This is a genomic window from Pseudomonas tremae, from assembly GCF_023278125.1.
In the GTDB taxonomy this organism is placed as follows: domain Bacteria; phylum Pseudomonadota; class Gammaproteobacteria; order Pseudomonadales; family Pseudomonadaceae; genus Aquipseudomonas; species Aquipseudomonas tremae.
Genome location: NZ_CP066270.1, coordinates 4,639,396 through 4,666,303 on the forward strand (window position 1 = coordinate 4,639,396; position 26,908 = coordinate 4,666,303).

General features: G+C 59.0%; 23 protein-coding genes. 14 read left to right on the top strand and 9 right to left on the bottom strand.

The annotated features are described in order from the left end of the window. Positions 1-9 precede the first annotated feature (9 nt). The 7 genes from I9H09_RS20995 to I9H09_RS21025 all read left to right on the top strand — a co-directional run bounded on the left by I9H09_RS20995 (position 10) and on the right by I9H09_RS21025 (position 9,726). Entirely contained in the window at positions 10-1,350 is a 1,341-nt protein-coding gene (locus I9H09_RS20995) for a DUF3426 domain-containing protein (RefSeq protein WP_122347494.1), read from the top strand. A 317-nt stretch (positions 1,351-1,667) separates the two neighbouring features. Continuing rightward, entirely contained in the window at positions 1,668-2,681 is a 1,014-nt protein-coding gene (gene dusB / locus I9H09_RS21000) for a tRNA dihydrouridine synthase DusB (RefSeq protein ID WP_055003156.1), read from the top strand. After that, positions 2,678-2,998 carry a DNA-binding transcriptional regulator Fis gene (fis, locus tag I9H09_RS21005; RefSeq protein ID WP_005888657.1) on the top strand — a complete coding sequence of 107 codons (321 nt, stop codon included), beginning with the start codon at positions 2,678-2,680 and terminating at the stop codon, positions 2,996-2,998. Before dusB ends, fis begins: the two co-directional genes overlap by 4 nt. 80 nt (positions 2,999-3,078) lie before the next feature. Then, entirely contained in the window at positions 3,079-4,683 is a 1,605-nt protein-coding gene (purH, locus tag I9H09_RS21010) for a bifunctional phosphoribosylaminoimidazolecarboxamide formyltransferase/IMP cyclohydrolase (protein WP_005888656.1), read from the top strand. A 198-nt stretch (positions 4,684-4,881) separates the two neighbouring features. Next, positions 4,882-6,177 carry a phosphoribosylamine--glycine ligase gene (gene purD / locus I9H09_RS21015; RefSeq protein WP_024690953.1) on the top strand — a complete coding sequence of 432 codons (1,296 nt, stop codon included), beginning with the start codon at positions 4,882-4,884 and terminating at the stop codon, positions 6,175-6,177. 90 nt (positions 6,178-6,267) lie between these two features. Beyond that, positions 6,268-9,057, top strand: coding sequence for a hybrid sensor histidine kinase/response regulator RetS (gene retS, locus I9H09_RS21020; protein ID WP_122347495.1), 2,790 nt, complete (start codon positions 6,268-6,270; stop codon positions 9,055-9,057). A 72-nt stretch (positions 9,058-9,129) separates the two neighbouring features. Beyond that, positions 9,130-9,726: a MarC family protein gene (locus I9H09_RS21025; protein WP_122324663.1), complete on the top strand. Its 597-nt coding sequence runs from the start codon at positions 9,130-9,132 to the stop codon at positions 9,724-9,726. A 5-nt stretch (positions 9,727-9,731) separates the two neighbouring features. Here the strand turns inward: I9H09_RS21025 and I9H09_RS21030 are convergent, their stop codons facing one another. The 8 genes from I9H09_RS21030 to cobG form a co-directional block, all read right to left on the bottom strand. Further along, positions 9,732-10,367 carry a hypothetical protein gene (locus I9H09_RS21030; protein WP_053481367.1) on the bottom strand — a complete coding sequence of 212 codons (636 nt, stop codon included), beginning with the start codon at positions 10,365-10,367 and terminating at the stop codon, positions 9,732-9,734. 37 nt (positions 10,368-10,404) lie between these two features. Next, a complete protein-coding gene (locus I9H09_RS21035) occupies positions 10,405-11,037 on the bottom strand; it encodes a hypothetical protein (protein ID WP_122324664.1) in 633 nt (210 codons plus the stop codon). Beyond that, complete coding sequence (locus tag I9H09_RS21040; RefSeq protein ID WP_122347496.1) at positions 11,030-11,728, bottom strand: hypothetical protein; 699 nt, start codon at positions 11,726-11,728, stop codon at positions 11,030-11,032. Before I9H09_RS21040 ends, I9H09_RS21035 begins: the two co-directional genes overlap by 8 nt. A 57-nt stretch (positions 11,729-11,785) precedes the next feature. After that, on the bottom strand, positions 11,786-12,610 hold the full coding sequence (locus I9H09_RS21045) for a hypothetical protein (protein ID WP_122347497.1): 825 nt from the start codon (positions 12,608-12,610) through the stop codon (positions 11,786-11,788). Between the two features lie 347 nt (positions 12,611-12,957). After that, positions 12,958-14,661 (bottom strand): precorrin-3B C(17)-methyltransferase, encoded by a 1,704-nt coding sequence (gene cobJ / locus I9H09_RS21050; RefSeq protein WP_122347498.1) that lies wholly within the window; start codon positions 14,659-14,661, stop codon positions 12,958-12,960. After that, positions 14,661-15,392 (bottom strand): precorrin-2 C(20)-methyltransferase, encoded by a 732-nt coding sequence (locus I9H09_RS21055; RefSeq protein WP_005888640.1) that lies wholly within the window; start codon positions 15,390-15,392, stop codon positions 14,661-14,663. The genes cobJ and I9H09_RS21055 overlap by 1 nt, the downstream gene beginning before the upstream one ends. Next, a complete protein-coding gene (locus I9H09_RS21060; protein ID WP_003368856.1) occupies positions 15,392-16,018 on the bottom strand; it encodes a precorrin-8X methylmutase in 627 nt (208 codons plus the stop codon). Before I9H09_RS21060 ends, I9H09_RS21055 begins: the two co-directional genes overlap by 1 nt. After that, the gene (gene cobG, locus I9H09_RS21065) at positions 16,015-17,355 is read right to left on the bottom strand and encodes a precorrin-3B synthase (protein ID WP_122311326.1); all 1,341 of its coding nucleotides are present in this window, start codon (positions 17,353-17,355) and stop codon (positions 16,015-16,017) included. The genes I9H09_RS21060 and cobG overlap by 4 nt, the downstream gene beginning before the upstream one ends. 135 nt (positions 17,356-17,490) lie before the next feature. On the opposite strand from cobG, the gene I9H09_RS21070 reads away from it, so the two are divergent. The 6 genes from I9H09_RS21070 to I9H09_RS21095 all read left to right on the top strand — a co-directional run bounded on the left by I9H09_RS21070 (position 17,491) and on the right by I9H09_RS21095 (position 23,105). Then, positions 17,491-18,693, top strand: coding sequence for a bifunctional cobalt-precorrin-7 (C(5))-methyltransferase/cobalt-precorrin-6B (C(15))-methyltransferase (locus I9H09_RS21070; protein ID WP_053931576.1), 1,203 nt, complete (start codon positions 17,491-17,493; stop codon positions 18,691-18,693). Beyond that, positions 18,693-19,805, top strand: a complete 1,113-nt coding sequence (locus I9H09_RS21075) for a cobalt-precorrin-5B (C(1))-methyltransferase (RefSeq protein WP_122347499.1) — start codon at positions 18,693-18,695, stop codon at positions 19,803-19,805. Before I9H09_RS21070 ends, I9H09_RS21075 begins: the two co-directional genes overlap by 1 nt. Next, positions 19,802-20,524: a cobalt-precorrin-6A reductase gene (locus I9H09_RS21080; RefSeq protein ID WP_122347500.1), complete on the top strand. Its 723-nt coding sequence runs from the start codon at positions 19,802-19,804 to the stop codon at positions 20,522-20,524. Before I9H09_RS21075 ends, I9H09_RS21080 begins: the two co-directional genes overlap by 4 nt. A gap of 214 nt (positions 20,525-20,738) precedes the next feature. Beyond that, complete coding sequence (locus I9H09_RS21085) at positions 20,739-21,200, top strand: copper chaperone PCu(A)C (protein WP_055002335.1); 462 nt, start codon at positions 20,739-20,741, stop codon at positions 21,198-21,200. A 13-nt stretch (positions 21,201-21,213) separates the two neighbouring features. Beyond that, complete coding sequence (locus I9H09_RS21090) at positions 21,214-21,648, top strand: DUF2946 domain-containing protein (protein ID WP_055002336.1); 435 nt, start codon at positions 21,214-21,216, stop codon at positions 21,646-21,648. 83 nt (positions 21,649-21,731) lie between these two features. Next, the gene (locus tag I9H09_RS21095) at positions 21,732-23,105 is read left to right on the top strand and encodes a PepSY-associated TM helix domain-containing protein (RefSeq protein ID WP_122311321.1); all 1,374 of its coding nucleotides are present in this window, start codon (positions 21,732-21,734) and stop codon (positions 23,103-23,105) included. A 416-nt stretch (positions 23,106-23,521) separates the two neighbouring features. Here the strand turns inward: I9H09_RS21095 and I9H09_RS21100 are convergent, their stop codons facing one another. Continuing rightward, positions 23,522-23,878 (bottom strand): hypothetical protein, encoded by a 357-nt coding sequence (locus I9H09_RS21100; RefSeq protein WP_236502267.1) that lies wholly within the window; start codon positions 23,876-23,878, stop codon positions 23,522-23,524. A 6-nt stretch (positions 23,879-23,884) separates the two neighbouring features. Here I9H09_RS21100 and I9H09_RS21105 point away from each other — a divergent pair, with 6 nt between their 5' ends. After that, positions 23,885-26,776 carry a dermonecrotic toxin domain-containing protein gene (locus I9H09_RS21105; RefSeq protein ID WP_236534545.1) on the top strand — a complete coding sequence of 964 codons (2,892 nt, stop codon included), beginning with the start codon at positions 23,885-23,887 and terminating at the stop codon, positions 26,774-26,776. Positions 26,777-26,908: the final 132 nt, after the last annotated feature.

Genomic DNA, 26,908 nt, shown 5'->3' on the forward strand with positions numbered 1-26,908 from the left:
GACAGCCGCATGACCGACAGTTTTGTCACCCAGTGCCCGCACTGCCAGACCAGTTTCAGAGTCAGTCACGCTCAACTGAGCGTGGCCCGGGGCGTAGTGCGTTGCGGAGCCTGCCTGCAGGTTTTCAACGCCGCCCGGCAGTTGCTGGAACAGCGTGCTATCGATGACTCCGAAAAAGCGCCACCGGCCAGCGTGCCGGTCGTGCTCGAGCAACCTCGCCCAGAGCCCCTTCCGGAGCACGAGCCAGTGCCGATTCCGGAACGTGCGCCCGAACCGGGAAAAGCGGTCGAGGAAGACGACCCCTGGCAGGTCAGCGAAATGGACCTCGACAACCTGAACCTGGACGAAGAGCTGGCGCGCCTCGAACGGCGAGAAACACGCCGCCCCGACACCTTTGGACGGTCGATCAGCAAGGTCGACGATGAGCCGGTGAACCTGAGCGCGAAGCGCGATACCCATCAGACCGAAGAAGCGGCCTGGGTTGACACACTGCACAACGACGACGTCGAACATCTGCCAGAGCTGCACGCCGAAGTCATCCCCGATACCGATTCGACCGAAGATGCGGCCCCTCTGTCGCCTGCTGACCGGGACCGTACCGAGCCATCCCTGAGCCTCGACAAGGACCTGGACGACGACGAGCCAGACATGCCGGTCATCATCTCGCGCAAAACACCGCCGGCCGAGAAAGCTGAACGCTGGTCTGCTGTGGATGACGACGAAGACGATGCCCCCCATGACGACGACCACGAGCCAGAGCCGGACCCGCGCAGCAAACGCGGACGCAACGAGCCTGCGGTTCGCGATCAGACACTTCTGGACCTCAGCGATGACCCGCTGCAGCTGGATTGGCAGCGTCCCAAACCCCGCTGGGGCCGCCGTCTGGCCTGGGGCTTGCTGGTAGTGCTGGCGCTGGCTGGGCTGGCTGGGCAGTACGTCTGGTATCACTTTGACCAACTCGCGCGCCAGGATCAGTATCGACCATGGTTTCAGCAGATCTGCCCGCAGATCGGCTGCAAGGTGCCGTCGAAAGTCGATATCTCACAGCTCAAGAGCAGCAACCTCATCGTACGCAGCCACCCTGAATTCCAAGGCGCTCTGGTGGTTGACGCGATCATCTATAACCGTGCGCCGTTTTCACAGCCCTTTCCCCTGCTCGAGCTGCGTTTTTCCGATACCGGCGGTCAGTTGATTGCCAGTCGTCGGTTCAAGCCCAGCGAATACCTGAGCGGTGAAATGGCCGGCAAAGAGGAGATGCCACCGCAGACGCCAATCCATATTGCGCTGGACATCCTTGATCCTGGCGCCAAAGCGGTGAATTACAGCCTGAACTTCCGCTCTCCCGAATGAGCGCTTTACGCCGAAGAGACACACAGCGTCTAAACTGAAAAAGGCGCTCTGCTCACCGGAAGCCTGCACGATCGCCGAAGTTTTTCCTCTGGATGCACCGAAAATGCGCGGCGGATGCCTGCAAAAGAACTGTTCAGATTTTATCCAATTCAGCCTTTATCCAGTCATCGAGAGCGGGTATCATGCCAACCCTTTTTCAAACTCTCGGTTCGATTCGGGAGTGGCGCAGACGGCTGGCTGGACAGGCCGTTGCAGACCGGGTGAAACGGTTTTTTACACGGCCTGCGGATGATTTGGCCTCCACTACAGGTAAGGCTATGTCGGCAGTACGCATCGGCCCATATACAGTGCATAACGGCTTGATTCTCGCCCCGATGGCGGGCGTCACCGACCAGCCTTTCCGTCAGCTGTGCCGACAACTCGGCGCCGGTCTGGTGGTGTCGGAAATGGTCACCAGTGACATGAGCCTGTGGAACAGCCGCAAATCGCGTCTGCGCATGATCCACGAAGGTGATCCCGAGCCACGCTCGGTGCAGATCGCCGGAGGTGATCCGCAGATGCTGGCAAACGCAGCGCGTGCCAATGTCGAACTGGGCGCCCAGATCATCGACATCAACATGGGTTGCCCGGCCAAGAAGGTCTGCAACAAGGCGGCGGGTTCGGCGCTGCTGAAAGACGAGCAACTGGTCAATGACATCCTGCAGGCCGTCGTGGCTGCGGTGGATGTGCCGGTAACGCTGAAGATCCGCACCGGCTGGGATCGCGACAACCGCAATGGCCTGACAGTGGCGAAAATTGCCGAGCAGGCAGGTATTCAGGCGCTGGCGGTACATGGGCGAACCCGTGCCGACCTTTACACCGGCGAAGCCGAATACGACACCATCGCCGCGATCAAGCAGGCGGTGTCGATCCCGGTCTTCGCCAATGGCGACATCGATTCACCGGAAAAGGCCCGGCGCGTGCTTCAGGCCACCGGCGCAGACGGGTTGTTGATTGGCAGGGCCGCTCAGGGGCGTCCCTGGATTTTTCGCGAGATAGAACACTATCTGCTCACCGGAGAAACACTTCCGGCCCTGCAGTTGAGTGAAGTGGAACGCATTCTGCTTGAGCATCTGGCAGCGCTTCACGCGTTCTATGGAGACGTGATGGGTGTGCGCATTGCGCGCAAACACGTCGGCTGGTATCTCGCAACCCTGCCGGGCGCCAGAGAGTTCCGCGCCCGTTTCAATCGTTTGGACGATACAGATGCACAGTGCGCCAACGTTCGGGAGTTCTTCAGCAAAGGCTGCAAGGGCCCGGATAACCAGAATGATAAAGAGGTGGCCGCATGACGTTGATGACCGAGACTTTAGTGAGTGGAACAACACCCGTGAGCGACAATGTCAATTTGAAACAGCACCTCAACACGCCGAGCGAAGAGGGTCAGACCCTGCGCGGAAGTGTCGAGAAGGCGCTGCACAATTATTTCGCCCACCTCGAAGGCGCATCCGTCACTGACGTCTACAACCTGGTGTTGTCGGAGGTCGAGGCGCCACTTCTTGAAAGCGTTATGAACTACGTGAAGGGCAACCAGACGAAAGCCTCCGAGCTGCTGGGCCTGAACCGAGGCACCTTGCGCAAGAAACTCAAACAGTACGATCTGCTTTAAAGCATTCAAAACAGAAAAGGCGACCTTGCACCGTGGTCGCTTTTTTTTGCTGACTTCTTTTGCTTTTGATGGAAATCGAGATGACCGACCAGATTACCCGCCTGCCGATCCGCCGCGCCCTGATCAGCGTATCCGACAAGACCGGAATCCTTGAGTTTGCCCGCGAGCTGGAAGCGCTGGGCGTCGAGATCCTCTCCACTGGCGGTACGTTCAAGCTGCTCAAGGACAATGGCGTTGCGGCAGTCGAAGTGGCCGACTACACCGGCTTCGCTGAAATGATGGACGGTCGGGTCAAGACCCTGCACCCCATGATCCACGGCGGCATTCTGGGTCGTCGCGGTACCGACGACGCGATCATGAACGAACACGGCATCAAGCCGATCGATCTGGTAGCCGTCAATCTGTATCCGTTTGAAGCCACTGTTTCCAAGCCAGGCTGCGACCTGCCGACCGCCATCGAGAACATTGATATCGGCGGCCCGACCATGGTCCGTTCTGCAGCAAAGAACCATAAAGATGTCGCCATCGTGGTCAATGCAGGCGATTACGGCCAGGTACTGGAAAGCCTCAAGGCTGGAGGCCTGACCTACGCACAGCGTTTCGACCTGATGCTCAAGGCCTTCGAACACACTGCGGCCTACGACGGCATGATTGCCAACTACCTGGGCGGCGTCGACCAGACTGCCGACACCCTGAGCACCGAAGGCCGCAGCCAGTTTCCGCGCACTTTCAACACCCAGTTCGTCAAGGCTCAGGAAATGCGCTACGGCGAGAACCCGCACCAGAGCGCGGCGTTCTACGTGGAAGCCAAGCCGGCCGAAGTCGGTATCGCCACTGCGACCCAGCTGCAGGGCAAGGAACTGTCGTTCAACAACGTTGCCGACACCGATGCTGCGCTGGAGTGCGTCAAGAGCTTCGTCAAGCCCGCCTGCGTTATCGTCAAGCACGCCAACCCGTGCGGCGTAGCAGTCTGCCCTGACGACGAAGGCGGCATTCGCCAGGCCTACGAACTGGCCTATGCCACCGACGCCGAATCGGCATTTGGCGGCATCATCGCGTTCAACCGCGAGCTGGACGCTGCAACGGCCAAGGCCATCGTCGAACGCCAGTTCGTTGAAGTCATCATCGCCCCAAGCGTCAGCGCCGAAGCCCGCACTATCGTGGCCAGCAAAGCCAACGTACGTCTGCTGACCAGTGGCCAGTGGAGCGAGCGTCTTCCGGCCTGGGACTACAAACGCGTCAACGGTGGCCTGCTGGTGCAAAGCCGCGACATCGGCATGATCACCTCGGATGACCTTAAGGTCGTTACCCGGCGTGCGCCTACCGAACACGAAATGCATGACCTGATCTTCGCCTGGAAAGTCGCCAAGTACGTGAAGTCCAACGCCATTGTCTACGCCCGTAACCGCCAAACCATCGGCGTCGGCGCAGGTCAGATGAGCCGCGTGAACTCCGCGCGCATCGCCGCGATCAAGGCAGAGCATGCCGGTCTGCAGGTGCAAGGAGCAGTCATGGCGTCCGATGCATTTTTCCCGTTCCGCGATGGTATCGACAACGCGGCCAAGGTCGGCATCACTGCCGTCATCCAGCCAGGCGGCTCGATGCGCGACAACGAAGTGATTGCTGCGGCAGACGAAGCCGGCATTGCGATGGTGTTCACCGGCATGCGCCACTTCAGGCATTAATCAGAAAAACGGTCGCACTGTCACAGGTTTGTGCTTCGCTGGACGGGGCTTCGCTGATGCACATTGCCAACAGGCAATCGGGCTCAGCGAAGTCCGCTCCGCCTCGCATGCACCCGCGCCATTGCGGCCTCGTACTGCGGCACTGGTCGTCATCGACACAGCGCGTACTCCAGAACCAGCGTCATCGAGGTTTTTGAAATGAATGTTTTGATCATCGGCAGCGGCGGTCGTGAACACGCCCTGGCCTGGAAAGTAGCTCAGGACCCACGTATTCAGAAGGTGTTTGTCGCACCTGGCAATGCGGGCACTGCGATCGAGGCAAAGTGCGAGAACGTGGCCATCGACGTTCTGGCACTGGAACAACTGGCGGATTTCGCAGAAAAGAATGTTTCCCTGACCATCGTCGGCCCGGAAGTGCCGCTGGTTGCGGGTGTCGTCGACCTGTTCCGCAGTCGCGGCCTGGATTGCTTTGGTCCGACCGCCGCTGCTGCGCAGCTCGAAGGCTCCAAGGCGTTCACCAAGGATTTCCTGGCACGTCACAAGATCCCCACGGCCGACTACCAGAACTTCACCGACATCGAGCCTGCGCTGGCCTACCTGCGTGAAAAAGGTGCGCCGATCGTCATCAAGGCCGATGGCCTGGCCGCCGGCAAGGGCGTCATCGTCGCCATGACCCTGGCAGAAGCCGAAGATGCAGTTCGCGACATGCTGGCAGGCAATGCTTTCGGCGACGCGGGCTCGCGGGTAGTAATCGAAGAGTTTCTGGACGGCGAGGAAGCCAGCTTCATCGTCATGGTCGACGGCAAGAATGTGCTGCCCATGGCCACCAGCCAGGATCACAAACGGGTCGGCGATGGCGACAGCGGTCCGAACACCGGCGGCATGGGTGCCTACTCCCCTGCCCCGGTAGTGACTGCCGAGGTTCATCAACGTGTCATGGACCTGGTCATCTGGCCGACCGTCCGGGGCATGGCCGAGGAAGGCAACGTCTACACCGGTTTCCTCTATGCTGGTCTGATGATCGACAAGGCTGGCAACCCCAAGGTGATCGAGTTCAACTGCCGCTTTGGCGATCCGGAAACACAGCCGGTCATGTTGCGTCTGCAATCGAGCCTGGTATTGCTGGTCGAAGCAGCTCTGGCGCAGGCGCTGGACAAGGTCGAAGCACAATGGGACCCGCGTCCGAGCCTGGGTATCGTGCTGGCAGCTGGCGGTTATCCTGGCGATTACGCCAAAGGAGCGGTCATCAATGGGCTGGACGCTGCCGCACAACTGCAAGGCAAGATATTCCATGCAGGCACCGCCTTGCAGGATGATCGTGTCGTGACCAGCGGCGGTCGTGTACTGTGTGCCACAGCATTGGGTGACAGCGTGGGCAGTGCGCAAAAAAACGCCTACGCGCTGGCAGCGAAAGTCGATTGGCAAGGTTGTTTTTATCGTAATGACATTGGCTACCGTGCCATTGCCCGCGAGCGTGGCGAAGAACAGGAATAATCGACCGGGCTGGCACCTGATCAAAGGTGCTGGCCGGTTTACCTGGCGTTGCGCGGTTTACCTGGCATTCACTCACGAAGGGATTTCATAGTGCGCTGGCTCAGGATTGCCATAGCCTCAACTGTCGGACTGCTGACCTTGCTGTTCATGCTTTCGGCTCAGGCAGAGCATGGCGCAGGCTGGTCAACGCTGCTCGACGAAAAAGCCAGCCTGACGCTGGATGAAATCCGCTCGGCGCGGTATCAGAATCAGTTCAGCCCCATCGAACTGGAGCGCGTCACGGCGACAGATCACAGCGGTGCGGTCTGGCTGCATTACCGGCTGCATCCCACGCAGCATGAGCAACTCCTGCGCATCTTTGCACCTGACCTTGCCAGCGCAGATATGTACGTCATGGATGGCGACCGACTGGTTGATCACTTGCGCACCGGCAATGAGGTGCCTCTGGAAGATCAACGCCTGCCGTCCAACGATTTCCTGCTGCCAATCCCGCAAAGTGCGGCTTCACTGGATATCTACCTGAGGCTTGTATCGGCTCAGAAAATGCGCCCCAGTATCACCCTGGAGCCAGCCATCGAGAGCGCTGCCAACGAGACCGAACCGTTACTGTTCGGCCTGCTGTTTGGCGCGTTGGCGATGCTGATCGTACAGAACCTGACACGGTCCGGGCATACGCGTTCACGCAGCAATCTGTGGCTGGCGGCCTGCGAATCCCTGCTCGGGCTCAGCGCCCTGCTGCTGCTGAATCTGCTCCGCCCGATCGACCCCTGGCACATTGCGCAGACACCCAGTTCGCATCTGGCGCTGCTGCTGGCCGCTGTCGCAGGTCTGATCTACACCTATTGCTTCTTCATTCATCGTCGGGCGCGCAAGCTGGATCGCCTGTTGCTGGGCATTGCAGCGCTCATGGGCCTCGGCGCTCTGGTGGTGCTGTCCGACAGCAGTCTGCCGATCAATATCCTGACCTTCGTTCTGGTCTCCATCACGACGCTGAGCATTCTTGCCGTATCCATGTGGCACTGGCAAAAGGGCTATCGCTCCGCGCGGCTGTTCGTGTTCGGGATGATCACCTTCAATATCGGTTACATGGTGGTGTTGCCAGGCCTGCTGTGGTTGAGCCTGGTGCCGCCACAATGGCTGATACTCGCGCTGCTCAGCGTCTTCTGCATCAGCGGCCTGCTGATGAGCCTGGCACTCGGCGAACGTCATCGCAGCATCACCGAAGACCGCTTCAGCCTCAGCCGCGATCAGGCAGCCAGTACTGCCGAAATCAATGCCAAGGCAGAGTTTCTGGCCAAGATCAGTCATGAGATCCGTACGCCCATGAACGGCGTGCTGGGCATGACCGAACTGCTGCTCGGCACACCCCTGTCAGTCAAACAGCGCGACTATGTGCAGACTATCCACAGTGCCGGCAATGAACTGCTGACATTGATCAACGAGATTCTGGACATCACCAAGCTGGAGTCAGGGCAGATCGAACTCGATGACGTGCAATTCGATATCGCCGCGCTGGTCGAGGACTGCCTGAACATTTTCCGCGCCAAGGCCGAAAAACAGCAGGTGGAGCTGATCAGTCTGATCCAGCCGCAGGTGCCTCGCGTCATCAATGGCGACCCGACCCGTCTGCGCCAGACGCTGCTGAGCCTGCTGGAAAATGCTCTGAAGAACACCGACGAAGGCGAGATTCTGCTGGCTGTTGCGCTGGATACCTCGAAGTCCGGCAGCCATCGCCTGCGCATATCGGTCCAGGACAGCGGAGAATCGCTCTCCGATGAAGAAAGGGACGAATTGCTGCACGCTGAATTGCACAGCAGGAATTTCCTGGCCAGCAGCAGGCTGGGCGGCCACTTGGGGTTGGTCATCGCGCGTCAGCTGATCGTCCTGATGGACGGCGAATTCGGCATCCAGAGCAGCGGCATTAAAGGCAACATGCTTTGGCTGACGCTGCCAATGGACGCAAGCCTGCTCGAGCAGCCGACCATTGACCTGGACAGCCCTCTGAAGGATGCCCGCGTACTGGTTGTCGATGACAATGACACCTGCCGCAAGGTGCTGGTCCAGCAATGTAGCGCGTGGGGCTTGAATGTCAGCGCTGTCGCTTCCGGCAAGGAAGCGCTGGCGCTGCTCAGGACAAAGGCGCACTTGCGGGATTATTTCGATGTGGTTCTGCTCGATCAGAACATGCCCGGTATGACGGGTATGCAGCTGGCAGCCAAGATCAAGGAAGATCCAAGCCTCAATCATGACATTCTGCTGATCATGCTGACAGGCATCAGCAATGCGCCGAGCAAGATCATCGCGCGCAATTCAGGCATCAAGCGCATTCTGGCCAAACCGGTGGCAGGCTATACGCTCAAGACCACGCTGGCCGATGAGCTGACCCAGCTGAACAAAGGCGTGACTGCCTCCAAGGCCAATAACGTGCCGAACATTCCGGCCAGCGTGCCCGGCGACTTCCGCATTCTGGTGGCGGAAGACAACAGCATTTCGACCAAAGTGATCCGGGGCATGCTCGGCAAGCTCAACCTGAACCCCGACACCGCCAGCAATGGCGAAGAAGCACTGCGCGCCATGAAAGCGCAGCGTTACGACCTGGTACTGATGGACTGTGAAATGCCGATACTGGACGGGTTCTCGGCCACCGAGCAATTGCGTGCATGGGAAGTCGGCAATCAGCGCGTGCGCACACCCGTCGTTGCACTGACCGCGCATATTCTCGCCGAGCACAAGGATCGCGCACGTCAGGCGGGCATGGACGGTCATATGGCCAAGCCCATCGAGCTGTCCCAACTGCGCGAACTCGTGGAGCATTGGGTCGCTCATCGCGAAAAGGCTCGCGGGCTGACCTCGGCTGGCGAACTGTATCAGCAGAACTGACACCGCTACGGGAAGCCGCTAAAGGCCTGATAGACTGGCGGTGCCATCCACCTGCTGCTGTGAGTCGAAGCCATGCTTCACGTGTTGTTCAGCGTTTATCTGAAAATGCTGGTGCTTTACAGTCCGTTCTTCGTCCTTTCCTGTTTCATCAGCCTGACCCGCGGCCACTCGCGCAAGGAGCAAAGGCGTCTGGCCTGGAAAGTAGCGCTCGCCACGCTGGTCTCCAGCGTACTGTTGTACCTGTTCGGAAGAGTGATTTTCGATGTATTCGGGATCACGGTCGACGCATTCAGAATCGGCGCCGGCAGTGTGCTGTTCATCTCGGCATTGGGCATGGCTCAAGGCAAGTCAGCCGTGCAGGCCGATAATGTCCAGCAGGACGTCACCATTGTTCCGTTGACCATCCCCCTGACGGTAGGCCCCGGCACGATTGGCGCACTGCTGGTCATGGGCGTCAGTCAGCCGCATTGGGACGACAAACTCGCGGCTATCCTGAGTATCGCTCTGGCGAGCCTGACAGTCGGGGTCGTGCTGTATCTGGCCAATCGCATCGAACGTATTCTCGGTGATCAAGGTTTGCAGATCGTCAGCCGCCTGATGGGGTTGTTCGTCTGTGCATTGGCCGCACAGATCATATTCACCGGCATCAGGGGCTATTTGTTGCCTTGAGTTGTTCAGATAGAGGCGGCACGTATCAGGCTTTTCGCCCTGCCATCCAGATAGCGCGCCACGTCATTACGATGTTCCGCATAAATCTTTGTGTCGAAGGTGTAACTGCCGCCCTTGAAATGGAACAGCAGCCTTCGTCTGCCTGCACTACGTTCGTCGACGCTCAAGTGCAGACTGCAAAGCAGCAGGAGTATCCGGCCCGGCTCATACTTCTCGCAGGGCACCACTTGAAAACTGCCCAGACGCCCTTGATCGAAGCCGTCTTGAAAGTAGGACGCTGCCGCCTGATTCACGCCCATCGCCGTGAAGGCACGCTGCACCATGCTGCCCAGACGCTTGCGATCCGCAGGATTGCTGACCTTGAAAGTTGCCTGCACCAAATCGTCAACGTTGCTTACGATAAGTGAGTCGCCCAGAACCACGCCTTTTTGCTGTAGGCCACGCGTCCTGAGCCGGCTGCGGTAGTAGTGCATCCAGCTGCTCCACTGCGTCGTGAAATCAAACTGTTTGCCCGCGAACAACTGCGCATCCAGAAGAACGTCCAGAATGTCGTTACGATCCTCGCCCGAAAGCCCGGGAAGAAACGCCACCATACTGTGGATATCACCCAGATACGCTCCATTACCTGTGCCCGAATTCATTTGCATTACTCCCTTCCATGGGGGCTTGGCCGCACTGTTAAAGACTGATGATTTCGGCCCGTGCGCGATCAGCCAGAGCATCTTGAACAGTTTGTCGAAAAGGCTCGAAGCTCTGGCGACTGAAGCGGAACGCTGCACTGATTGCATGCACTCGCATTTCTCCGCCGAGTATCTGCCAGAAATAGACTGCGGGCCTCAACGCTGTGGTCGTCATCTGCAGGCTGCACAAAAGGATCGTCGCCTCATCTTTGTTGTGCATGACACATGGCATGAGTTGAAAGCTTTCAGAGCGCCCAGAGGTAAACCAACTGCTGAAAAAAGTCTTCGCATGGTCACTGGCCAGTAGAGTGTCGAGCGAACGGTGGTACAACCGGCGAAGTTCGACGGCATTATCAACCACCGGAAACCGCAATTTGCCGATGTCCCGGAAACTGTGAATGTTCAACCGTACGTCGTTGCCCCTCGCGCTACGCAGCCCGCCATTGGCAACAATAGATCTCTGGTAAACGTCCAGCCATAAATGCCAGGCCCGCTGAGGAGAGTGTTGATCATCCGCGACAAGTCTGGCGTGCTGCAGGCAGCTTATGATGTCCTGGCGCAAACAAGCGTCGATATTGTGGAAGGACAGCAGGCTGGAGCCTGTCAGCAGGGTTTCATCCGGATCAGACATCAGGCCTGTCTCCAGGCGTCATGATCAGACCGACACGTTTGCTCGACAGCGCTGCGTCTATGCCTGCGCGAAACTGTGAATAGACCTGGTCGATCAATTGCATTGAATAGACAGTCATGGCGATGTTGCCGTAGATGCTCTGCGGTTCGAGTACCTCGAAAAGAAAGCCGGATGCCAGTGGTTGACGGGTGGCGAAATGAAGCTGCGCCAGTGTCAGGTTACGCTGAGCGTCGAAAAACCCGAGTTGCAAGACCACGCTGACCTGCAATCTTCCTGCATGATCCAGACCGCTCTGTAGCGTATGACGACTCAGCAACTTAAGCGCTTCGTTCCCGGCGCGATGATTGCAAACCAAGCGCATATACGCCTCTGCACGCCCTAGCGCATCGGTTGACGCCGTAGGAGCAAGGGCAAGCCTCATGCGATTCCATATTGTCTCTACACTCCCCACCTGCAAAGGCTCGCTGACATGTTCGCTGGCACTCAGCACCCAGCCGAAACGCAGAGTTGCAGCAAGACGGGTTTCATTCCATTTTTCAAAGTCGGCAAACTTTGGGTGTTGCTTTGATGCGGCCAACTGCACGTACAACATCGAGTCCAGCACATCGTTGTTCAGCGCTACCTGCTGCGGCCCGGAAAAAAATAGCAAACAGCCCGCATTAACGACGACAGCATTCAATTCCTGCTTCATGGGAAATTCCTTTTATCCCGAACGCGGAGGCAATCATTGCCTCCGTAAACAACCCGATCAGATTTCAAACTCCTCAATTGCACTTTTGGCGTTGTCGCCGAGCCTTTGCTGAATCAGGTCGCGATGGCGCGAATACAGGCCTGCATTGAGCACCAGATTGTCCTCGCCTTTCCAGGTTTCAACATGGGTGTCCTGCCATTCCCAGAACAGGACATTGGTGACCTCACTATCACTCTTGAAGCTGACCGCGCCCATGGCCAGAATCACAATCTTGTCAGCGGATTCCATGCAAGAGGCAACGCGAAAACTGCCCCCGCGATGTGACTTGGCCTGGCTCTCGAACAGGCGTAAAGGTTCTTTTTTGGCTTTCAGCGCAGCCAAGGCGTCAGCGGCGACCTTGAGCATCAGCAGTGATGCAGGCCCCGGCAAAGCTGCTGCGGTAACAGCCGAAGCAAGGATCTCAAGACCCACCTCATCCATGCTGAAGCGCTGCTGGGCAGCGTGATAGCGTGCATAGTTCCAATGGGTGGAAAGCCAGCCAAGCCTGGAGAGCACTTCGTTGAATTTTTCATACCACTGATCACCTTGAGTTTCAGGGTTGAACGCCTTGTTGGCCACCAGGGTGGCAAACAGAAAGGAGTCCATGACGTCTTCCTTGCTCTGGCGCGACATACCCTCGGCAAATGCCAACAGACTGCTTGCGACAACCGCCCCCTTGGCAGGCTCATCGCCCGGATCAGAGTCAGTCAGATCGTCTGCCAAGAGCAATTCGGGCTTTCTGGCTGCGGAGTAGGCGGTCAACGATGGTGGGCATTCAGCCAGTTCACAGGTGGCAATGTAATGAAGGTTGTCAGCAGTGTTCATTGTATTTTCATGTTTCATTTCATTAGTCCTTTAATTCATGAGCCCTGATGGACTGGAAGAAGACTAACGAAATAAATCAGGCATTTTTTGGCACAGACAAACCGCACATTGCAGGCTTTATGAACTGTTTCTGAAGCCTTCACTGGAATGCACAGGGTTTCCGCACACTCAGCACCCGGTGTGAATAGTGGTCAAACGAAGATTCTCTGGCTGCACAGGGAAACGTCCCTCAAACCTGACAGCACGAAGAGCCCCCGGTCGCTCCAACATCCAGGTAAAAACCTTGACCTGAATGCTTTGCATTGCACAGAAGTTTCAGCACGTTCCCACAACAAGCTCGATGCCGGTATGACAAGCCTGCGGTCTCAGACTGTAGGTTTCTTGCCATACCAACGCGGCGTATAGACCCAGCTGCCGCCTTCGTTACGAGGAAACGTGCAGGTCAGAGACGAGCCGATCAGCACCATCGTTCGCATATCCACCTGTTCCGGCGTCAACTCGTCCAGTGTGATGACACGCAGCGTCTGGCCCGGACGGCCCACGTCACGCCCAAGCGTAACGGGCGTTTGCGGACTGCGATGCTGACGAACGATCTCAAGCGCTTTGCCCAGCTGCCAGGGTCGGGAGCGGGAAATGGGGTTATAGAAAGCCAGCGCCAGATCTGCCTGACATGCAAGGTCCAAGCGTTTCTCGATGATTTCCCACGGTTTGAGATTGTCGGAAAGCGACAGCACGCAGAAGTCATGCCCCAGGGGCGCGCCCGCCTGTGCGGCAGTGGCCAGAGAAGCCGAGACGCCCGGCAGGATTTCCAGTTCGACAGAATGCCAGTGTGGGTCATCGGACTCGTGCAGCGCTTCGAGCACCGCCGACGCCATGGCGAAAACCCCGGGGTCACCCGACGACACCACGACCACCGAGCGCCCCTGCGCAGCCAGCTCGAATGCATGCCGGGCACGCAGCATTTCTTCGCGGTTGTCGGTGCAGTGCAGCACTTGATCGGCGCGGAACGGTCCGGCCATGCGCACGTAGGTTTCATAGCCAAGCACATCATTGGCGCGCGCCAGTTCGGCCTTGACCGCAGGCACCATCAGGTCCGCTGCGCCAGGGCCGAGGCCAATGACCGCGAGACGCCCGCGCCCACGGCCAATGCTCTGCACATCCAGCGGTTGCGCCGCGACGGCGATCGCAATGCCATCGCCCATGCCGAGCAACGCCAGCCGTTGCGGTACTGCACCTGTGGCCATTTCGCTGGCCGATCCGGCCCTTTCAAAGCGTATAGAAACACCCAGCGCCTCTGCCGCCTGATGCAACAGCGCACTGGCCATCTGATCTTCGCTGGCCAGCAGACAAGCCAGAGATTGCTCGGCTATGTTTGCGTCGCGCAATGCAGTGCGCACTTGCGCAGCCAGCTCATGGGTTACTGCGCTGACAGACACCAGCACACTGCGCGGATAGATCAGCAATTCGTTAGACGAAGGCGCGCGCACCGCCGAACCGACATGAATCGTCCGCTCGGCCTGTGGGTCCTCGGGCAGCTGCGCCTGTGCCAGCCACGGAGCCTCGCCTTCGATACGCACACGCTCGCCGGAGAGCAAGTCGGAAACGAAGCGTTTGCCCAGTTCCAGATCGCCCAACGCATAGCCGCTGGGCGGATTAAGCAGGCAGGTGCCAAAGCGCAATTCACCGCTGGTGGTAATTGCCGGCGCGATACCAAGCGCACTGGCAATGCTGCGCGCCATGACATTGACCCCTCCCAGACCGCCAAGCAGCGGCACAACGGCACTGCCGTCTTCAGCCACGGCCAGCACTGGCGGCTCGGCGCCTTTTTCCAACAACAATGGCACCAGCGTGCGGATCACAATGCCCGCAGCACACAGGGCAATGATCGGCGTATTCTGCTGATACAACTGACGCACAGTTGTACCGAACTCGTCGTAGACGTTATCGGCCCCCTGCACACGCTCGGCAAGGCCATGAATCAGCGCTCCGGGATAAAGCTGTTGAATGCGCTTTGCAGTCGCCAGGCTACCGTTGCCGAGAATGACGATGGCGGGAGTTTCGAGAGTCATCAGCCTTGCCACCTGTCGCCGGGAACAATGATCAGTGAGAAGTAAGGCGACGACATCGGGTCGACCTGGTCCAGCGGCACGATCTTCTGATTGGTCATGGTGGCGCGCTCGACGTACAGCGCGCGCCCGGCCATGCCCAGCTCGGTCAGCACTTCACGCACCTTGTGGAAGTTGCGTCCCAGTTTCATGATCACCGCCGCATCGGCGTCCGCCAGCTTGCGTTTCAGGTCGTCGTGGGACAGCACACCGGACAGCACCGACAGGCTCTGGTTGCGATACACCAAAGGTGCGCCCAGCACCGACGCGCCGCCGAGCATCGAACACACACCCGGAATCACTTCGGCCTGATAACGCTCGGCCAGACGATCGTGCAGGTACATGTAAGAGCCGTAGAAGAACGGATCGCCCTCGCAGATCACCGCCACATCACGTCCGGCATCCAAGTGCGCGGCGACCAGAAGGCTCGATTCGTCGTAAAAATCACTGATGACTTTCTCGTAGGACAGCGACGCAGGCAGTGCCTCGGTAGTGACGGGATAGACCAGCGGCATCAGGGTCTGCATGTCCTGCAGATGTGCTTCGATGATGCCGAACGCATTACCTTTTTTGCCCTTGGCCACGAAGTACGCAACCACGGGCGACTCACGCAGCAGGCGCAGCGCCTTGACGGTAATCAGCTCCGGGTCGCCGGGGCCGACGCCCAGGCCAATCAATCGACCGCGTGCCTGCATCATTCGATCTCCGTGGCCAGTGCGTTGACAGCGGCCACGGCCATGGCGCTGCCGCCGCGACGGCCCTGCATGATCACGAATGGCACGCCGCGGCTGTCGGCGGCCAGCATCGCCTTGGACTCGGCCGCGCCAACAAAACCGACCGGAAAGCCGAGAATAAGCGCGGGTTTCGGCGCGCCTGCGTCGAGCATTTCCAGCAGATAGAACAGGGCCGTCGGCGCGTTGCCGATTACCACCACGCTGCCTTCCAGGTGCGGACGCCACAGTTCCAGCGCCACGGCAGAGCGCGTATTGCCAAGCTCGAGAGCCATTTCCCGCACGCCTTCATCATGCAATGTGCAGATGATCGGGTTGTTGGCGGGCAGGCGCGTGCGGGTGATGCCTTCGGAAACCATGCGCGCATCGCACAGGATCGGCGCACCGGCCGCCAGAGCATTGCGCCCGGCTGTACCGGCACCTGGCGAGAAACGCAGGTCTTCGATGACCTCGACCATCCCGCAGGCGTGAATCACACGCACGGCGAGTTTTTCCAGATCGGCGGGGATCGTGTCCAGGCGCGCCTCGGCGCGAATGATCGAGAAGGAATTGCGATATATCTCCTGACCATCGCGGATGTAGTCAATCATGCAATGTTGCTCCGTGAGTCAGCGTTCAACTGCGCGCTGACTGCTTCAATAGTAAGGTCACGCGCGCGCAGCACACCGAAACCGGGATGCGCTGCGTCGCGAAAATAAAGGTCATAACGGCCGGGCGCAACAGCCAGCAAGGTCACCGGGGCAACGTGCGCAGCGGCACACGAACGCTTGCAACCGCTCAGGTGCACGGCCTGACTGTCAGCCAGCCCGGCCGCCAGCTGCAAGGCATCTGCCTTGGTGTCGGCCAGCCCTTTGGCGCAACCGGCGCAACCGGTACACGCCAATATCTGCGCCAAAGGCTGTTCGACCGAACAGATCAGGCCCATCGCGTGTAATTGCGCCATTACCACCGACGCCTGCTCGACTGGCACATTGGGCAGCAACAGGCTTTGCCAAGGCGTCAGGCGTAATGTGCCATCACCCTGATCGACCGCCAGTTGCGCCACCGCAGTCAGCATTGCCGCGTCAAGACGCCCCAACGGCACTACAGCACCGACTGCGACCCTTCCAGCCTGCCGCTGCGGGTAGACACCGATATGCCCGTTTCTCGGAAGGGCCGGACGCTGCCAGCTGGTTACCCTTTGATCAACCCGCAACGCAAGCCCTGGGCGGGCCGACAATTGCTGCAGCAGATCATCCACCGAGACCTCGGCCAGCAAATGCCGCATCCGGGTGTGCTCGGGACGGGCCAGATCGAGGAACAGCTCGAGCAGCGCGATAACCAGTACCTGCCCGGCAGCCAGCGGCACGGCAGCCAGCGGGCGATCACTGGCCGGACAACCTGCCAGGCCGAACGCCAGCAGCACTTCGTCGTCAATTTTCAAAGCCGACAGCCACACATCGTGCGGATGCTCCAGCATCACCAGCGCTTCACCGGCGTCCAGCGACAGCGCGAACTTGGGTGACAGCTCGTGAAAACGCGGGTGACTTTCAAGAGCCTCGAGAATCTGCGTCGCCAGTGGTCGGGCATCGAACAGCATGTGCGGATCAAGCCCGGCGGTGGGGCTGAGCATCAGGTTGCGCACATCATCACTGGCAGGGCTGGCAGGACCGAGTCCTGCGGCCATCAGCGAACGGATCAGACCGTCGTGATCGGCGCCGATGCCGCGAATCTGCAGATTGGCGCGGTTGGTGGCTTCTATTACGCCCCGGCCATACGTCTGCGCCGCTTGCGCGACCGCCAGTGCCTGCGCACTGGAGATGACGCCGCCCGCCAGCTTGATCCGACAGATTCCGCCGTCCAGCGCCGGGACGATACGCAGCAACCCCGGACAGGCCGAGGGGCGTAGCGTTGCGGACGATGTGCGAGCGGCTGGCTGCTCGTTCAAAGGGTCACCCGTTGTGAACTGGCTGGAAACGGAAGCTGTTTAGAGCACTTGTACCCCGTCGGGCGCGGTATTATGCCTGCTTTGTCCGCAGGCATGAAAAGACGCTCTGTCGGAAGTTCGGATCGAGGTAGGTACATGTCGCCGTGGCTGACAGTCGTGGGAATCGGAGAAGACGGTTACAAAGGGCTGGGCAAGAACGCCCGGCATGCTCTGCTGCACGCTGATCAGGTGTTCGGCGGCCCGCGCCAGCTGGCGTTGCTGCCACCTTGCATCCGCGCCGAACGGCGCGCGTGGCCGAGCCCTTTTTCGCTGAACCCAGTGCTGGAACAGCGCGGTGCAGAGATCTGCGTGCTGGCCAGTGGCGATCCCATGCTGTTCGGTGTCGGCGCCAGCCTGACGCGCGTGGTCGCTATCGAAGAAATGCGCATTCTGCCTGCGCCCTCCTCTTACTCGCTGGCTGCGGCTCGCCTGGGCTGGCCGCTGCAGGAAGTGGTCACCCTGTCGGTGGTCGCCCGTCCAGTTGCCGCACTGAATGCCCACTTTCATCATGGCGTGCGCCTGCTGGTACTGAGCAACGACGGCAGCAGCCCTGCAGTTATCGCAGGTTTGCTGCGCGAACGAGGCTTTGGCCCGAGCCGCATGACCGTACTGGAGCATCTGGGTGGCGACGCCGAGCGGCGTGTCGAGGGGCTGGCCAGCGAATGGGGCAACCCTGAGATCGCAGCACTCAACCTGGTTGCCATCGACTGCCGCGCCGCGCCCGATGCCGTTCGTCTGAGTACCTTGGCAGGTTTACCGGACAGCGCCTTTGAACACGACGGGCAACTCACCAAACGCGATGTTCGGGCCATCACCCTGGCCCGCCTTGCTCCGCTGCCGGGCGAACTGTTGTGGGATGTCGGTGCAGGCTGCGGTTCTATCGGCATCGAATGGATGCGCGCCCACCCGACCTGCCGGACCATGGCCATCGAGGCTGATGAAGGCCGTCAGCAACTGATCGAATTCAACCGCGATGCACTGGGCGTGCCCGGCCTGCAATTGGTACGCGGTAGCGCGCCCCAGGCACTGAACGGGCTGGAACGACCGGACGCGGTGTTCATCGGCGGCGGCGTTACGCGTATCGGTGTGCTCGAAACCTGCTGGGAGCAGCTGCGCTCCGGCGGTCGGCTGGTGGCCAACGCTGTGACTCTGCAAAGCGAGGCCGCGCTGATGGCCTGGCGCGAGCGCCACGGCGGCGAACTGACGCGCATCCACGTCGCGCATGCCCAGCCGCTTGGCGAGTTCGACACATGGCGTCAGGCGCTGCCGATCACCCTGCTGGAGGTAGTCAAACCCTGATGCGCGAAGAAACCGCCGAACAACCTGCCCCGCTGCGCAGTGGCCTGACCACTGGCAGTTGCGCGACCGCGACCAGCCTGGCGGCGGCGCGATTGTTGCTCAGCGGGCAGGTCAGCGACGCAGTCGAAATTGTATTGCCCAAAGGCAAACAGGTGCAGATGCGCCTGGAATTCTGCCGCCTTGTGGATAACTTCGCCGAAGCCGGAACGATCAAGGATGCCGGTGACGACCCCGATGTCACCCACGGTGCGCTGGTATTTGCCCGTGTCAGGCTGGAAACGACACCAAGCGTGCGCTTTGTGGCCGGCGCAGGCGTCGGCAGCGTGACCCGGCCCGGTCTAGTGCTGGCGGTGGGCGAACCGGCCATCAATCCGGTGCCGCGCCGCATGATGACCGAACACTTGATTCGGCTGGCGGATGAATCGGGCTATAGCGGTGGTTTCGAGGTAACGATTGGCGTCGAGGGCGGCGAGGCGCTGGCCCTCAAGACCATGAACCCGCGCCTGGGCATTCTCGGCGGGCTGTCGATTCTCGGCACCAGCGGGATCGTCCGGCCCTTTTCCTGTGCGGCCTACATTGCCTCTATTCATCAAGGCATCGATGTCGCTACCGTCAATGGCCATCGACACATCGCCGCCTGCACCGGCAATGCCAGCGAAGACACCATGCGCCGCGTCTACAACATCCCCGACATTGCATTGATCGAAATGGGCGACTTCGTTGGCGCGGTACTCAAACACCTGCGCAAGGTGCCTGTGGATAAATTGAGCCTATGCGGCGGTTTCGGCAAGATCAGCAAACTGGCTGCCGGCCATATGGACCTGCACAGCCGTCACTCCAGCATCGACCTGCCGCAACTGGCGCGCTGGGCAACAAATGTCGGCGCAGATGCCGCCTTGCAGCAAAAGATCCTTCACGCCAACACCAGTCAGCAGGCATTGGCCATGTGCGCTGCGGCCGGGGTGCCACTGGGTGACGAGGTGTGTCGCCATGCCCTGGACTTCGCCCGCAGCGTGGTGCCCGCAAGCGTTCAGGTCGAGGTGTTCGCGATTGATCGCCAGGGCGGCCTGGTGGGTCAGGCAGGTGTCGCATTCCCCAAGGAACCTCTATGAAAAAAATTCTGCTGCTGGGCGGCATCACCGAGGCGCTGGCGATTGCACGCAAGCTTGGCCCTGAGCATATCTACAGCCTGGCGGGTGTAGGCCGGGTGCCGACAGACCTGACTTGCCAGTTGAAAGTCGGTGGGTACGGTGGCGCCAAAGGGATGGCGCAGTACATTCGTGAACACGATATCGATCTGCTGCTGGATGCCACCCATCCGTATGCCGCGCAGATCAGCCACAATGCAGCGCGCGCTGCGCAGCTTGCGGGTATTGCATGCTGGGCCTTGCGTCGCGCTGCCTGGCAAGCCGGTCCGGGTGACGATTGGCGCGAAGTGGCCGACTGGTCTGAACTGGCCACAGCACTGGCGCCGTTCAAGCGACCACTGTTCACTCTGGGCCGTGAGCCCTTGCAACATCTGAATGAAATCCCGGACCACCAGTTCTGGACCCTGCGCGCCCTGGACAGCTACCCCGGCAACGAGCGCTGCGAAGTCATCGGCGCCCGAGGCCCGTTCTTGCTGGAAGACGAACGACAGCTGTTCGAGCAACGTGATATCGACGTGCTGATCAGCAAAAACAGCGGCAGCGGCTCGACCGAACCCAAGCTAGACGTCGCCCGCGAACGCGGCCTGCCGGTTTTGATCCTGAAACGCCCGCATTTGCCTGAAGTGGACCGACTGTTCTGGGCTGTTGATGAGGTGCTGGAGGCGTTGGGACTTGAACCTTGAGAGCGCCCCGTGCGGAAGGCTGCTCACTCAGGGGCCGGTACGTCCGCCGACGCTTTATGCCGCAAGCACTATGGATCGTCGGCGGGGTCACACACGATTGATGTTTTCAGAGCCAGGTTGCGCCACGGCATCTAAAGGTTTAACTGAGTGTTTCGTATGTACAGTCGGTAAGCCCTCCACTCCTTTCCTCGACCACTCCCGGAGAATCCCCTACATGTTCAAAAAAGCACTCCTGCTGGCCGCATTGATGTTGCCGGCCTGCTTCGTCCAGGCCCACGAATATAAGGCCGGGGCGCTGCTGATTGGCCATCCGTGGTCGATGGAGCTACCGCCCAATGCGCCCACTGTGGCGGCGTATTTCAGTATCGAGAACAAGGGTGAAAGCGCCGACCGTCTGCTCGGTGCCGATACGCCCATCGCCGGGCAGGCTCAGCTGCATGAGCACGTACACGCGGATGGCCTGATGAAAATGCAGCACGTAGAGGCTGTCGATATCCCGGCAGGCGGCAAGGTGAGTTTTGCCCCGATGGCATGGCACGTGATGCTACTGGACATCAAGGACCGTTCGAAGCTGGTCGGCGGCCAGCGCTTCCCGATGACCCTGCATTTTGAAAAGGCGGGAGATATCGAGGTGCAGGTCGTGGTACAAAAGCAGGCTTCGGAACACCAGCACTGAGTAGTTTCCCCGATTGAGCACCACCTGCCACCGCGACGGTTCAACCATTCCCCGTGACAAAAGGGGCGCATGGCTGAGCCTGTTCGCCATGTTGATGATTTTTATCGGCCCACTGGTTTCCCAGTCGATGCCGATGAATCAGCACGCCGGCATGTCGATGGCCATGCCCGCAACGATGGACATGACAGCCGACAGCCATGCTCATCATGGTGCAGAACATGCGCGAGCTGCTGACACAGGCATGAGTGATCACGCACTGTGGGCAAAGTGCGGTTATTGCACCTTGCTGTTCAGTTGCCCGGCGCTGCCCCATGTACTTGCGCTGGTGGCTGCCACGCCGCCCGCGCCAGGCAACTTCTTCGCTCTGGCACCGCGACAAGGCCATGCACACAAACCGGTCTTCCCCAATGCCCGAAGCCGGGCCCCTCCGACACTCATGGCTGCCTGACCAGCAACAAGATTCCACGACCGCGCCCGGCCCAGAGCTGTGCGCGTCTCGTGCTGTGTTATCCCTGATAGGGAGCGTTGAACGTGTCCAAACCTGCTGTCTCTTTTTATAACCTGGCCTGGCGATGGCATTTCTATGCCGGGCTGTTTGTCGCGCCATTCATGATCCTGCTTTCATTGACAGGGATCATCTACCTGTTCAAGCCACAGCTGGATAACCTGATGTACAGCGACCTGCTGTACGTCACCCCGACCGAGCATCGCCTCGCTGCCGATGAGCTGCAACAGCGGGTACTGAGTACTTATCCACAGGCCGCCATCGGTAAATATTTCCCGCCGACCAGCGTCGAGGGCAGCGCCCAGTTTGTGATCCGCGAACAGGGCCGCGAGGTCAATGTGTTCGTTGATCCGTATCGCGGCAAAATACTTGGCACTCAAGACGCCAAGGACAATTTGCAAGCGATTGCCCGCGCACTGCATGGCGAGTTGATGATCGGCACTGTGGGTGACCGGCTTGTCGAGCTGGCGGCGGGCTGGGGCATTGTGCTTGTCGTCTCCGGCCTTTATCTGTGGTGGCCACGAGGCCGTTCGGCTGCCGGTGTGTTCTGGCCACGCCTGACTGCCAAAGGCCGCGTGTTGTGGCGGGATCTGCACGCAGTGACAGGTTTCTGGGGCGCGCTGTTACTGCTGTTCATGCTGTTGAGCGGCATGACCTGGACCGGGCTGTGGGGCAAACAGTACGCCGCGGTGTGGAACACCTTCCCGGCCGCCATGTGGACCAACGTCCCCATGTCCGACAAACAGGCTGGCGAACTGAACAATGCCAGCGTGCAGACCGTACCCTGGGCGATGGAAAACACACCGATGCCGGTATCGGGCGGTGATCATGCCGAACACATGGGCCACATGCACATGTCCAGCGCTCCGGCAGCGCCCAAAGTATCGCTGCAGCAAGTCGTCGACATCGCCCGGGCGAGAGAGATCGTACCGGGCTACAGCATTACTCAGCCAAAGAATGCCGACGGTGTGTTCACAGTATCGGTGTTCGCTGACGACCCACGCGACGACGCCACTCTGCACATCGACCAGTACACCGGCAAGGTACTGGCGGACGTGCGCTATGTCGATTACAGCGCGGTGTCCAAGGCAACCGAGCTGGGCGTGATGCTGCATGAGGGCAAGTTTTTTGGCTGGATCAACCAGCTACTGATCTTGCTGGTATGCCTGATGGTACTGCTCAGCTCCGTCAGCGGCCTGGTGATCTGGTGGAAACGCCGACCCGACAGTGGGCTGGGCGTGCCCCCTTTGCGTCACGACCTGCCACGCTGGAAAACCGCGACAGTGGTGATGATTGTTCTGGGCGCGATATTCCCCCTGGTGGGCATTTCGATGCTGATTGTCTGGGTGCTTGATCGAATAGTGATTTCGCGCTTTGCCAAACGGGCGACAACAGCTTAGATTGCACGCTGCGAGGCCTGAAACCGTTGAGTGGCGTTGTGATGAATTCCTCCTCATACCCGGTTTCAGGCCTCGCCCCTTCCTTGCCAGCTCGCGCGCTTCCCCTTCCTACCAGATGCATGGACGATGCCACGAGCATTGAGCAACCCTGCCCGACAGCTATTTGCCGCCCAGACTGACTAGATGCAATGAACCGCCGGCTAAGGCCTTGAGCGGATCATCTTTCATCTAGAAGAATCGGCACCATGAACGCAACCCTCCCGACACCCCCTGACCCTCTAAAGAAGCCGCCCGACAGCGAAACCTGCCTGCCAGACCTGGCTGAAACGGTAGGTGAACTGGTACATGAAGCACTCAGAATGGTAAAGCCTGACCTGAATGTTCATGCCGCCTGGCTTGCTTATCGTGACAGCAGGTTACCGCCTGACGCCGATGACAATGTGCACAGTGCTCCACTGATCGCCAGCCTTATCGAGCATTTCACCGGCAAGCTGAGCTGGAACGACAACGAAGTACAAGGCATCTACCCGACGCCCTCTGTCAGCACACAGACCCTGGTCATCGAACCACTGGGTCGGACGGCGATCCTTACCCTCTACGCTCATGTCAGGAAACAACTGGAAAAACGCTACAGCCAGAAGCTTGCAGATTACTGGGCGGCTGCATTGCCCGATGGCAAGACCCGACGCAGTGAGTTTCTCTCCGACCAGATCCAGTGCCTGAGATCTGAATGCGCAATACGGATAGCGCTGGGAAAGATGACCACCAGTCACTACAGCATGCTGCTGACAGCCCTGAAACGATGCATCACCGAAGCCACTGACGAAACTCAGGCACACAGCGTTTACAACCTCAGGGCAAGCATCGACGGAGCCAAGCCGATTGCACTGCCCGGTGCCTTCGTCATTACTCGCAGGTTTAGAACACAACCGGCGCAAGCAGATGATGACGAACGAGAAGATGTTCTGCTGTTCACCCAAGAGGACGGTCTGGAAGGATTCAACTCGTTCAAACAGATGAATGACAGCCTCATAGAGCGAGGAAACGAGCCTCGATACAGCCAGCGTTTTCAGGCTCTGCTCACTTTGGAAGAACCTGAGCCAACAGCTGACAGCCCGATGCTGTGGAGCTACACATCAATGGCGGGTAACTTCCTGAGCCAACTGTTGACCCTCCAGATCATCAGGCAGCAAGGGCTGTTCGCTATTGCCGTACAGCGCGCCCTGGCAGAGCGAATGGACATGGCCTGTTTTGAGCAACTGATCTGGCAACTGCTCAAACCCGAACTTCAGTTGGATAACTGCCAGCGCCTCGAACAGATGGACAGCGAGCTGATTCAAACCCAGATGCCCGACTGGTGGCAAACCATGGAGCAAAAACAACGCAAGGAATGGTGTGAGCAAGCGCAGCGCTTTGGCGAAGCGGTCGTGAACATACATAGCGTCAGCAAAGACCGCTTCGACCGGCCCGAAGTTGACGGCCGCCTCTACTTTGCTCGCTACATAGACCAACAATTGAATGATGCTCTGAAGCGAGCGTCGGTCGATCTTGCAGCTGAGCGGATCATGGTTTCTCTGACCTATGGAGTCCGCCAAATAAAGCCGGAAATCCCGGGATTTAATGGAACACCTGTCATCGAAACGAGAACAATGTCACTCCGGCATCTGATGCACTCACCCGTCTTCCGGGTCAAAGCCAGGCACGCATTGTTGATCGGCCTTACCGACGACACAGGCAAATCAATAGAGCAACTGGACAAGCTCTTCGTCAAAAATATTGTTGCGGCTATCCACGATCCGCAACACCTCGACAGCTATCTGGACGACCAGTTGAGGTCGTCGGCTTATGCACAACAACTCAAGCGATCGCGACAACAACTGCTGGAATCCCAAATGAGAATGAGGCTGCTGGAGATCGAGCAGCAAGCCTTCCCGTTGAGCGGCTCGACCTGGATCAAAGCAGTGCTCGATGCTCCTGCACCTGAAAGGCGGCGTACCGTCAACAGCGAAAAAATAGAAGTCCGGTTACTCAGTATCAATCAGCTCACGATAAGTAACGTCATGTTGATTGCCCCGGTCGATAAATTCGAAAAAGGCCCCTTGGTGCTCTGCACACTGGATGCGAGTGACGGCGTTGTTTTTCGCTGGTTCAACAGCATGTTTCACCTGACCCAACTCCTTGAAGATGAGCCATTCCAGCGCTATCTGATGCGGCAGATACCCGTTTCCAGACGCATGGAGATGCTGTACGCCATGAAGTACGAGAAGGAGGCAAAGCACTGGCGTCTACCGGAAATAATCACCCGGTTTTCTCCGATAAAATTTCCTGCAGGACTGTTTAGGCCGATAGTTTTCATCCCGCAGAGCAATAACTTTTATGAAGAAAACCATAAGACCAAGATCAACCTTTTGATTCAAGAGGCCAAACAGCGAATGAGCCCTGCGCATGGAACGGGGCAATCCGGCAATGGCTTCGACTTCACCGCCAATATCGTGCTTCTGTTCTTGCCTGACGCAATCCTGATGCCTCTCGCGCTGGGACTGGCGCTTTACAAGACATGGAGCGCTTTTGAAAAAATCGAGGAGAACGACATACGGGGGGCTGCCGATGAATTTCTGAGCGCTATAAGTTACCTTGCCATCGCCTTGCTGGGACACGTAGCACTGGTTCTCAAGCCTGCAGTACGTGCTCGGGCTGCAATCAGACGCCCAAACCTGATACGCCAGATCGGGCGCGACGGTCAGCCACAGATCGGCTACCTGATGTCGCACACCGGCGCCCCAAGATTCGGCGAATCGAAACTCACCGTTGCGCTGGTCCCCAAACGCTTCACAGCTATCGAATTAGAGAATCAAACCTTTTATGTCAGCCGACGTAATAACCTGTTTGGTCATTCTCGCCTTTATCGACAACACCCGATCGATGCAACGCTGCTGGTGCATGAGCACGAGTACGCGTTACGCACCACTAGTGGAGCCTGGAAAGTTGTGAGTGAAGGAATACCGCGCCTAAGTCCTCAGGCAATCCGGAAGGCCAGAGCACGCCTGGCCAGTTTACTGACTGACTGGCCCTCTTCCCTTCAGGAAACTACTGCTGCCGAGCGTATGGCGTTCGAAGCCGACTATATAGCCTTGAGCAAGACATCCAATGCAGAGGGCCTGCCTGCAATCACGGCCTATGCAGAAGGCGGTTCAGGCGAGATCAACCCACTGCTGAGAAGCGGTGTACGCAACGCCACAACACGCGAGTTTCTTGATCAGTTTCACCGTCTGAAGGAATGGCACGGCACTGCGTTTCGCGCCACTTACGTGTCCAGCGAGGGGCTGGCGTGTCTTGAGGGGGAGACAGGCGCAGTCTTTATGGATAACGGTGTGCAATCCGCGTCCGTGTCACGAACCAACGCCCTCGAATGGAGCCAGGACGAGTTTGTCACCCGCAATGCCAACGCTGAAAACCACCCGGTGTTTTTCATCTTTGCACCAGCAGTCCCCAAAAAGAACATGTTCACGGACTTTCTGGGCGACCACGTCGCGATACCACCCTCCACATTCCTGCAACTGGGCGCAACGAGCAGGGTCAATGGCCAGCTATACGCCTATTTCGACATCCCGGAGCAGGTTATGGATCAGGCCTATGACCTTTACAGCGGCGAGAAAGAATTGTGGGTTTAACGCCATCTATACACTGAAAAAAGAGACGGTCGAGACTGGCTTTTCTCGAGCCGCACCACGATAAGGCAACCTTTGCCAGGACCGCCTGACATCGTCCCATGCTGGTGCGCATAACCGGGCACACGCGACACA

What these genes read in the sequence shown, in the direction of transcription:
- I9H09_RS20995 (WP_122347494.1), top strand. Translation starts at nt 10, where the DNA reads ATGACCGACAGTTTTGTCACCCAGTGCCCGCACTGCCAGACCAGTTTC.
- dusB (WP_055003156.1), top strand. Translation starts at nt 1,668, where the DNA reads ATGTCGGCAGTACGCATCGGCCCATATACAGTGCATAACGGCTTGATT.
- fis (WP_005888657.1), top strand. Translation starts at nt 2,678, where the DNA reads ATGACGTTGATGACCGAGACTTTAGTGAGTGGAACAACACCCGTGAGC.
- purH (WP_005888656.1), top strand. Translation starts at nt 3,079, where the DNA reads ATGACCGACCAGATTACCCGCCTGCCGATCCGCCGCGCCCTGATCAGC.
- purD (WP_024690953.1), top strand. Translation starts at nt 4,882, where the DNA reads ATGAATGTTTTGATCATCGGCAGCGGCGGTCGTGAACACGCCCTGGCC.
- I9H09_RS21025 (WP_122324663.1), top strand. Translation starts at nt 9,130, where the DNA reads ATGCTTCACGTGTTGTTCAGCGTTTATCTGAAAATGCTGGTGCTTTAC.
- I9H09_RS21030 (WP_053481367.1), bottom strand. Translation starts at nt 10,367, where the DNA reads ATGAATTCGGGCACAGGTAATGGAGCGTATCTGGGTGATATCCACAGT.
- I9H09_RS21035 (WP_122324664.1), bottom strand. Translation starts at nt 11,037, where the DNA reads ATGTCTGATCCGGATGAAACCCTGCTGACAGGCTCCAGCCTGCTGTCC.
- I9H09_RS21040 (WP_122347496.1), bottom strand. Translation starts at nt 11,728, where the DNA reads ATGAAGCAGGAATTGAATGCTGTCGTCGTTAATGCGGGCTGTTTGCTA.
- I9H09_RS21045 (WP_122347497.1), bottom strand. Translation starts at nt 12,610, where the DNA reads ATGAAACATGAAAATACAATGAACACTGCTGACAACCTTCATTACATT.
- cobJ (WP_122347498.1), bottom strand. Translation starts at nt 14,661, where the DNA reads ATGACTCTCGAAACTCCCGCCATCGTCATTCTCGGCAACGGTAGCCTG.
- I9H09_RS21055 (WP_005888640.1), bottom strand. Translation starts at nt 15,392, where the DNA reads ATGCAGGCACGCGGTCGATTGATTGGCCTGGGCGTCGGCCCCGGCGAC.
- I9H09_RS21060 (WP_003368856.1), bottom strand. Translation starts at nt 16,018, where the DNA reads ATGATTGACTACATCCGCGATGGTCAGGAGATATATCGCAATTCCTTC.
- I9H09_RS21070 (WP_053931576.1), top strand. Translation starts at nt 17,491, where the DNA reads ATGTCGCCGTGGCTGACAGTCGTGGGAATCGGAGAAGACGGTTACAAA.
- I9H09_RS21075 (WP_122347499.1), top strand. Translation starts at nt 18,693, where the DNA reads ATGCGCGAAGAAACCGCCGAACAACCTGCCCCGCTGCGCAGTGGCCTG.
- I9H09_RS21080 (WP_122347500.1), top strand. Translation starts at nt 19,802, where the DNA reads ATGAAAAAAATTCTGCTGCTGGGCGGCATCACCGAGGCGCTGGCGATT.
- I9H09_RS21085 (WP_055002335.1), top strand. Translation starts at nt 20,739, where the DNA reads ATGTTCAAAAAAGCACTCCTGCTGGCCGCATTGATGTTGCCGGCCTGC.
- I9H09_RS21105 (WP_236534545.1), top strand. Translation starts at nt 23,885, where the DNA reads ATGCTGCTGACAGCCCTGAAACGATGCATCACCGAAGCCACTGACGAA.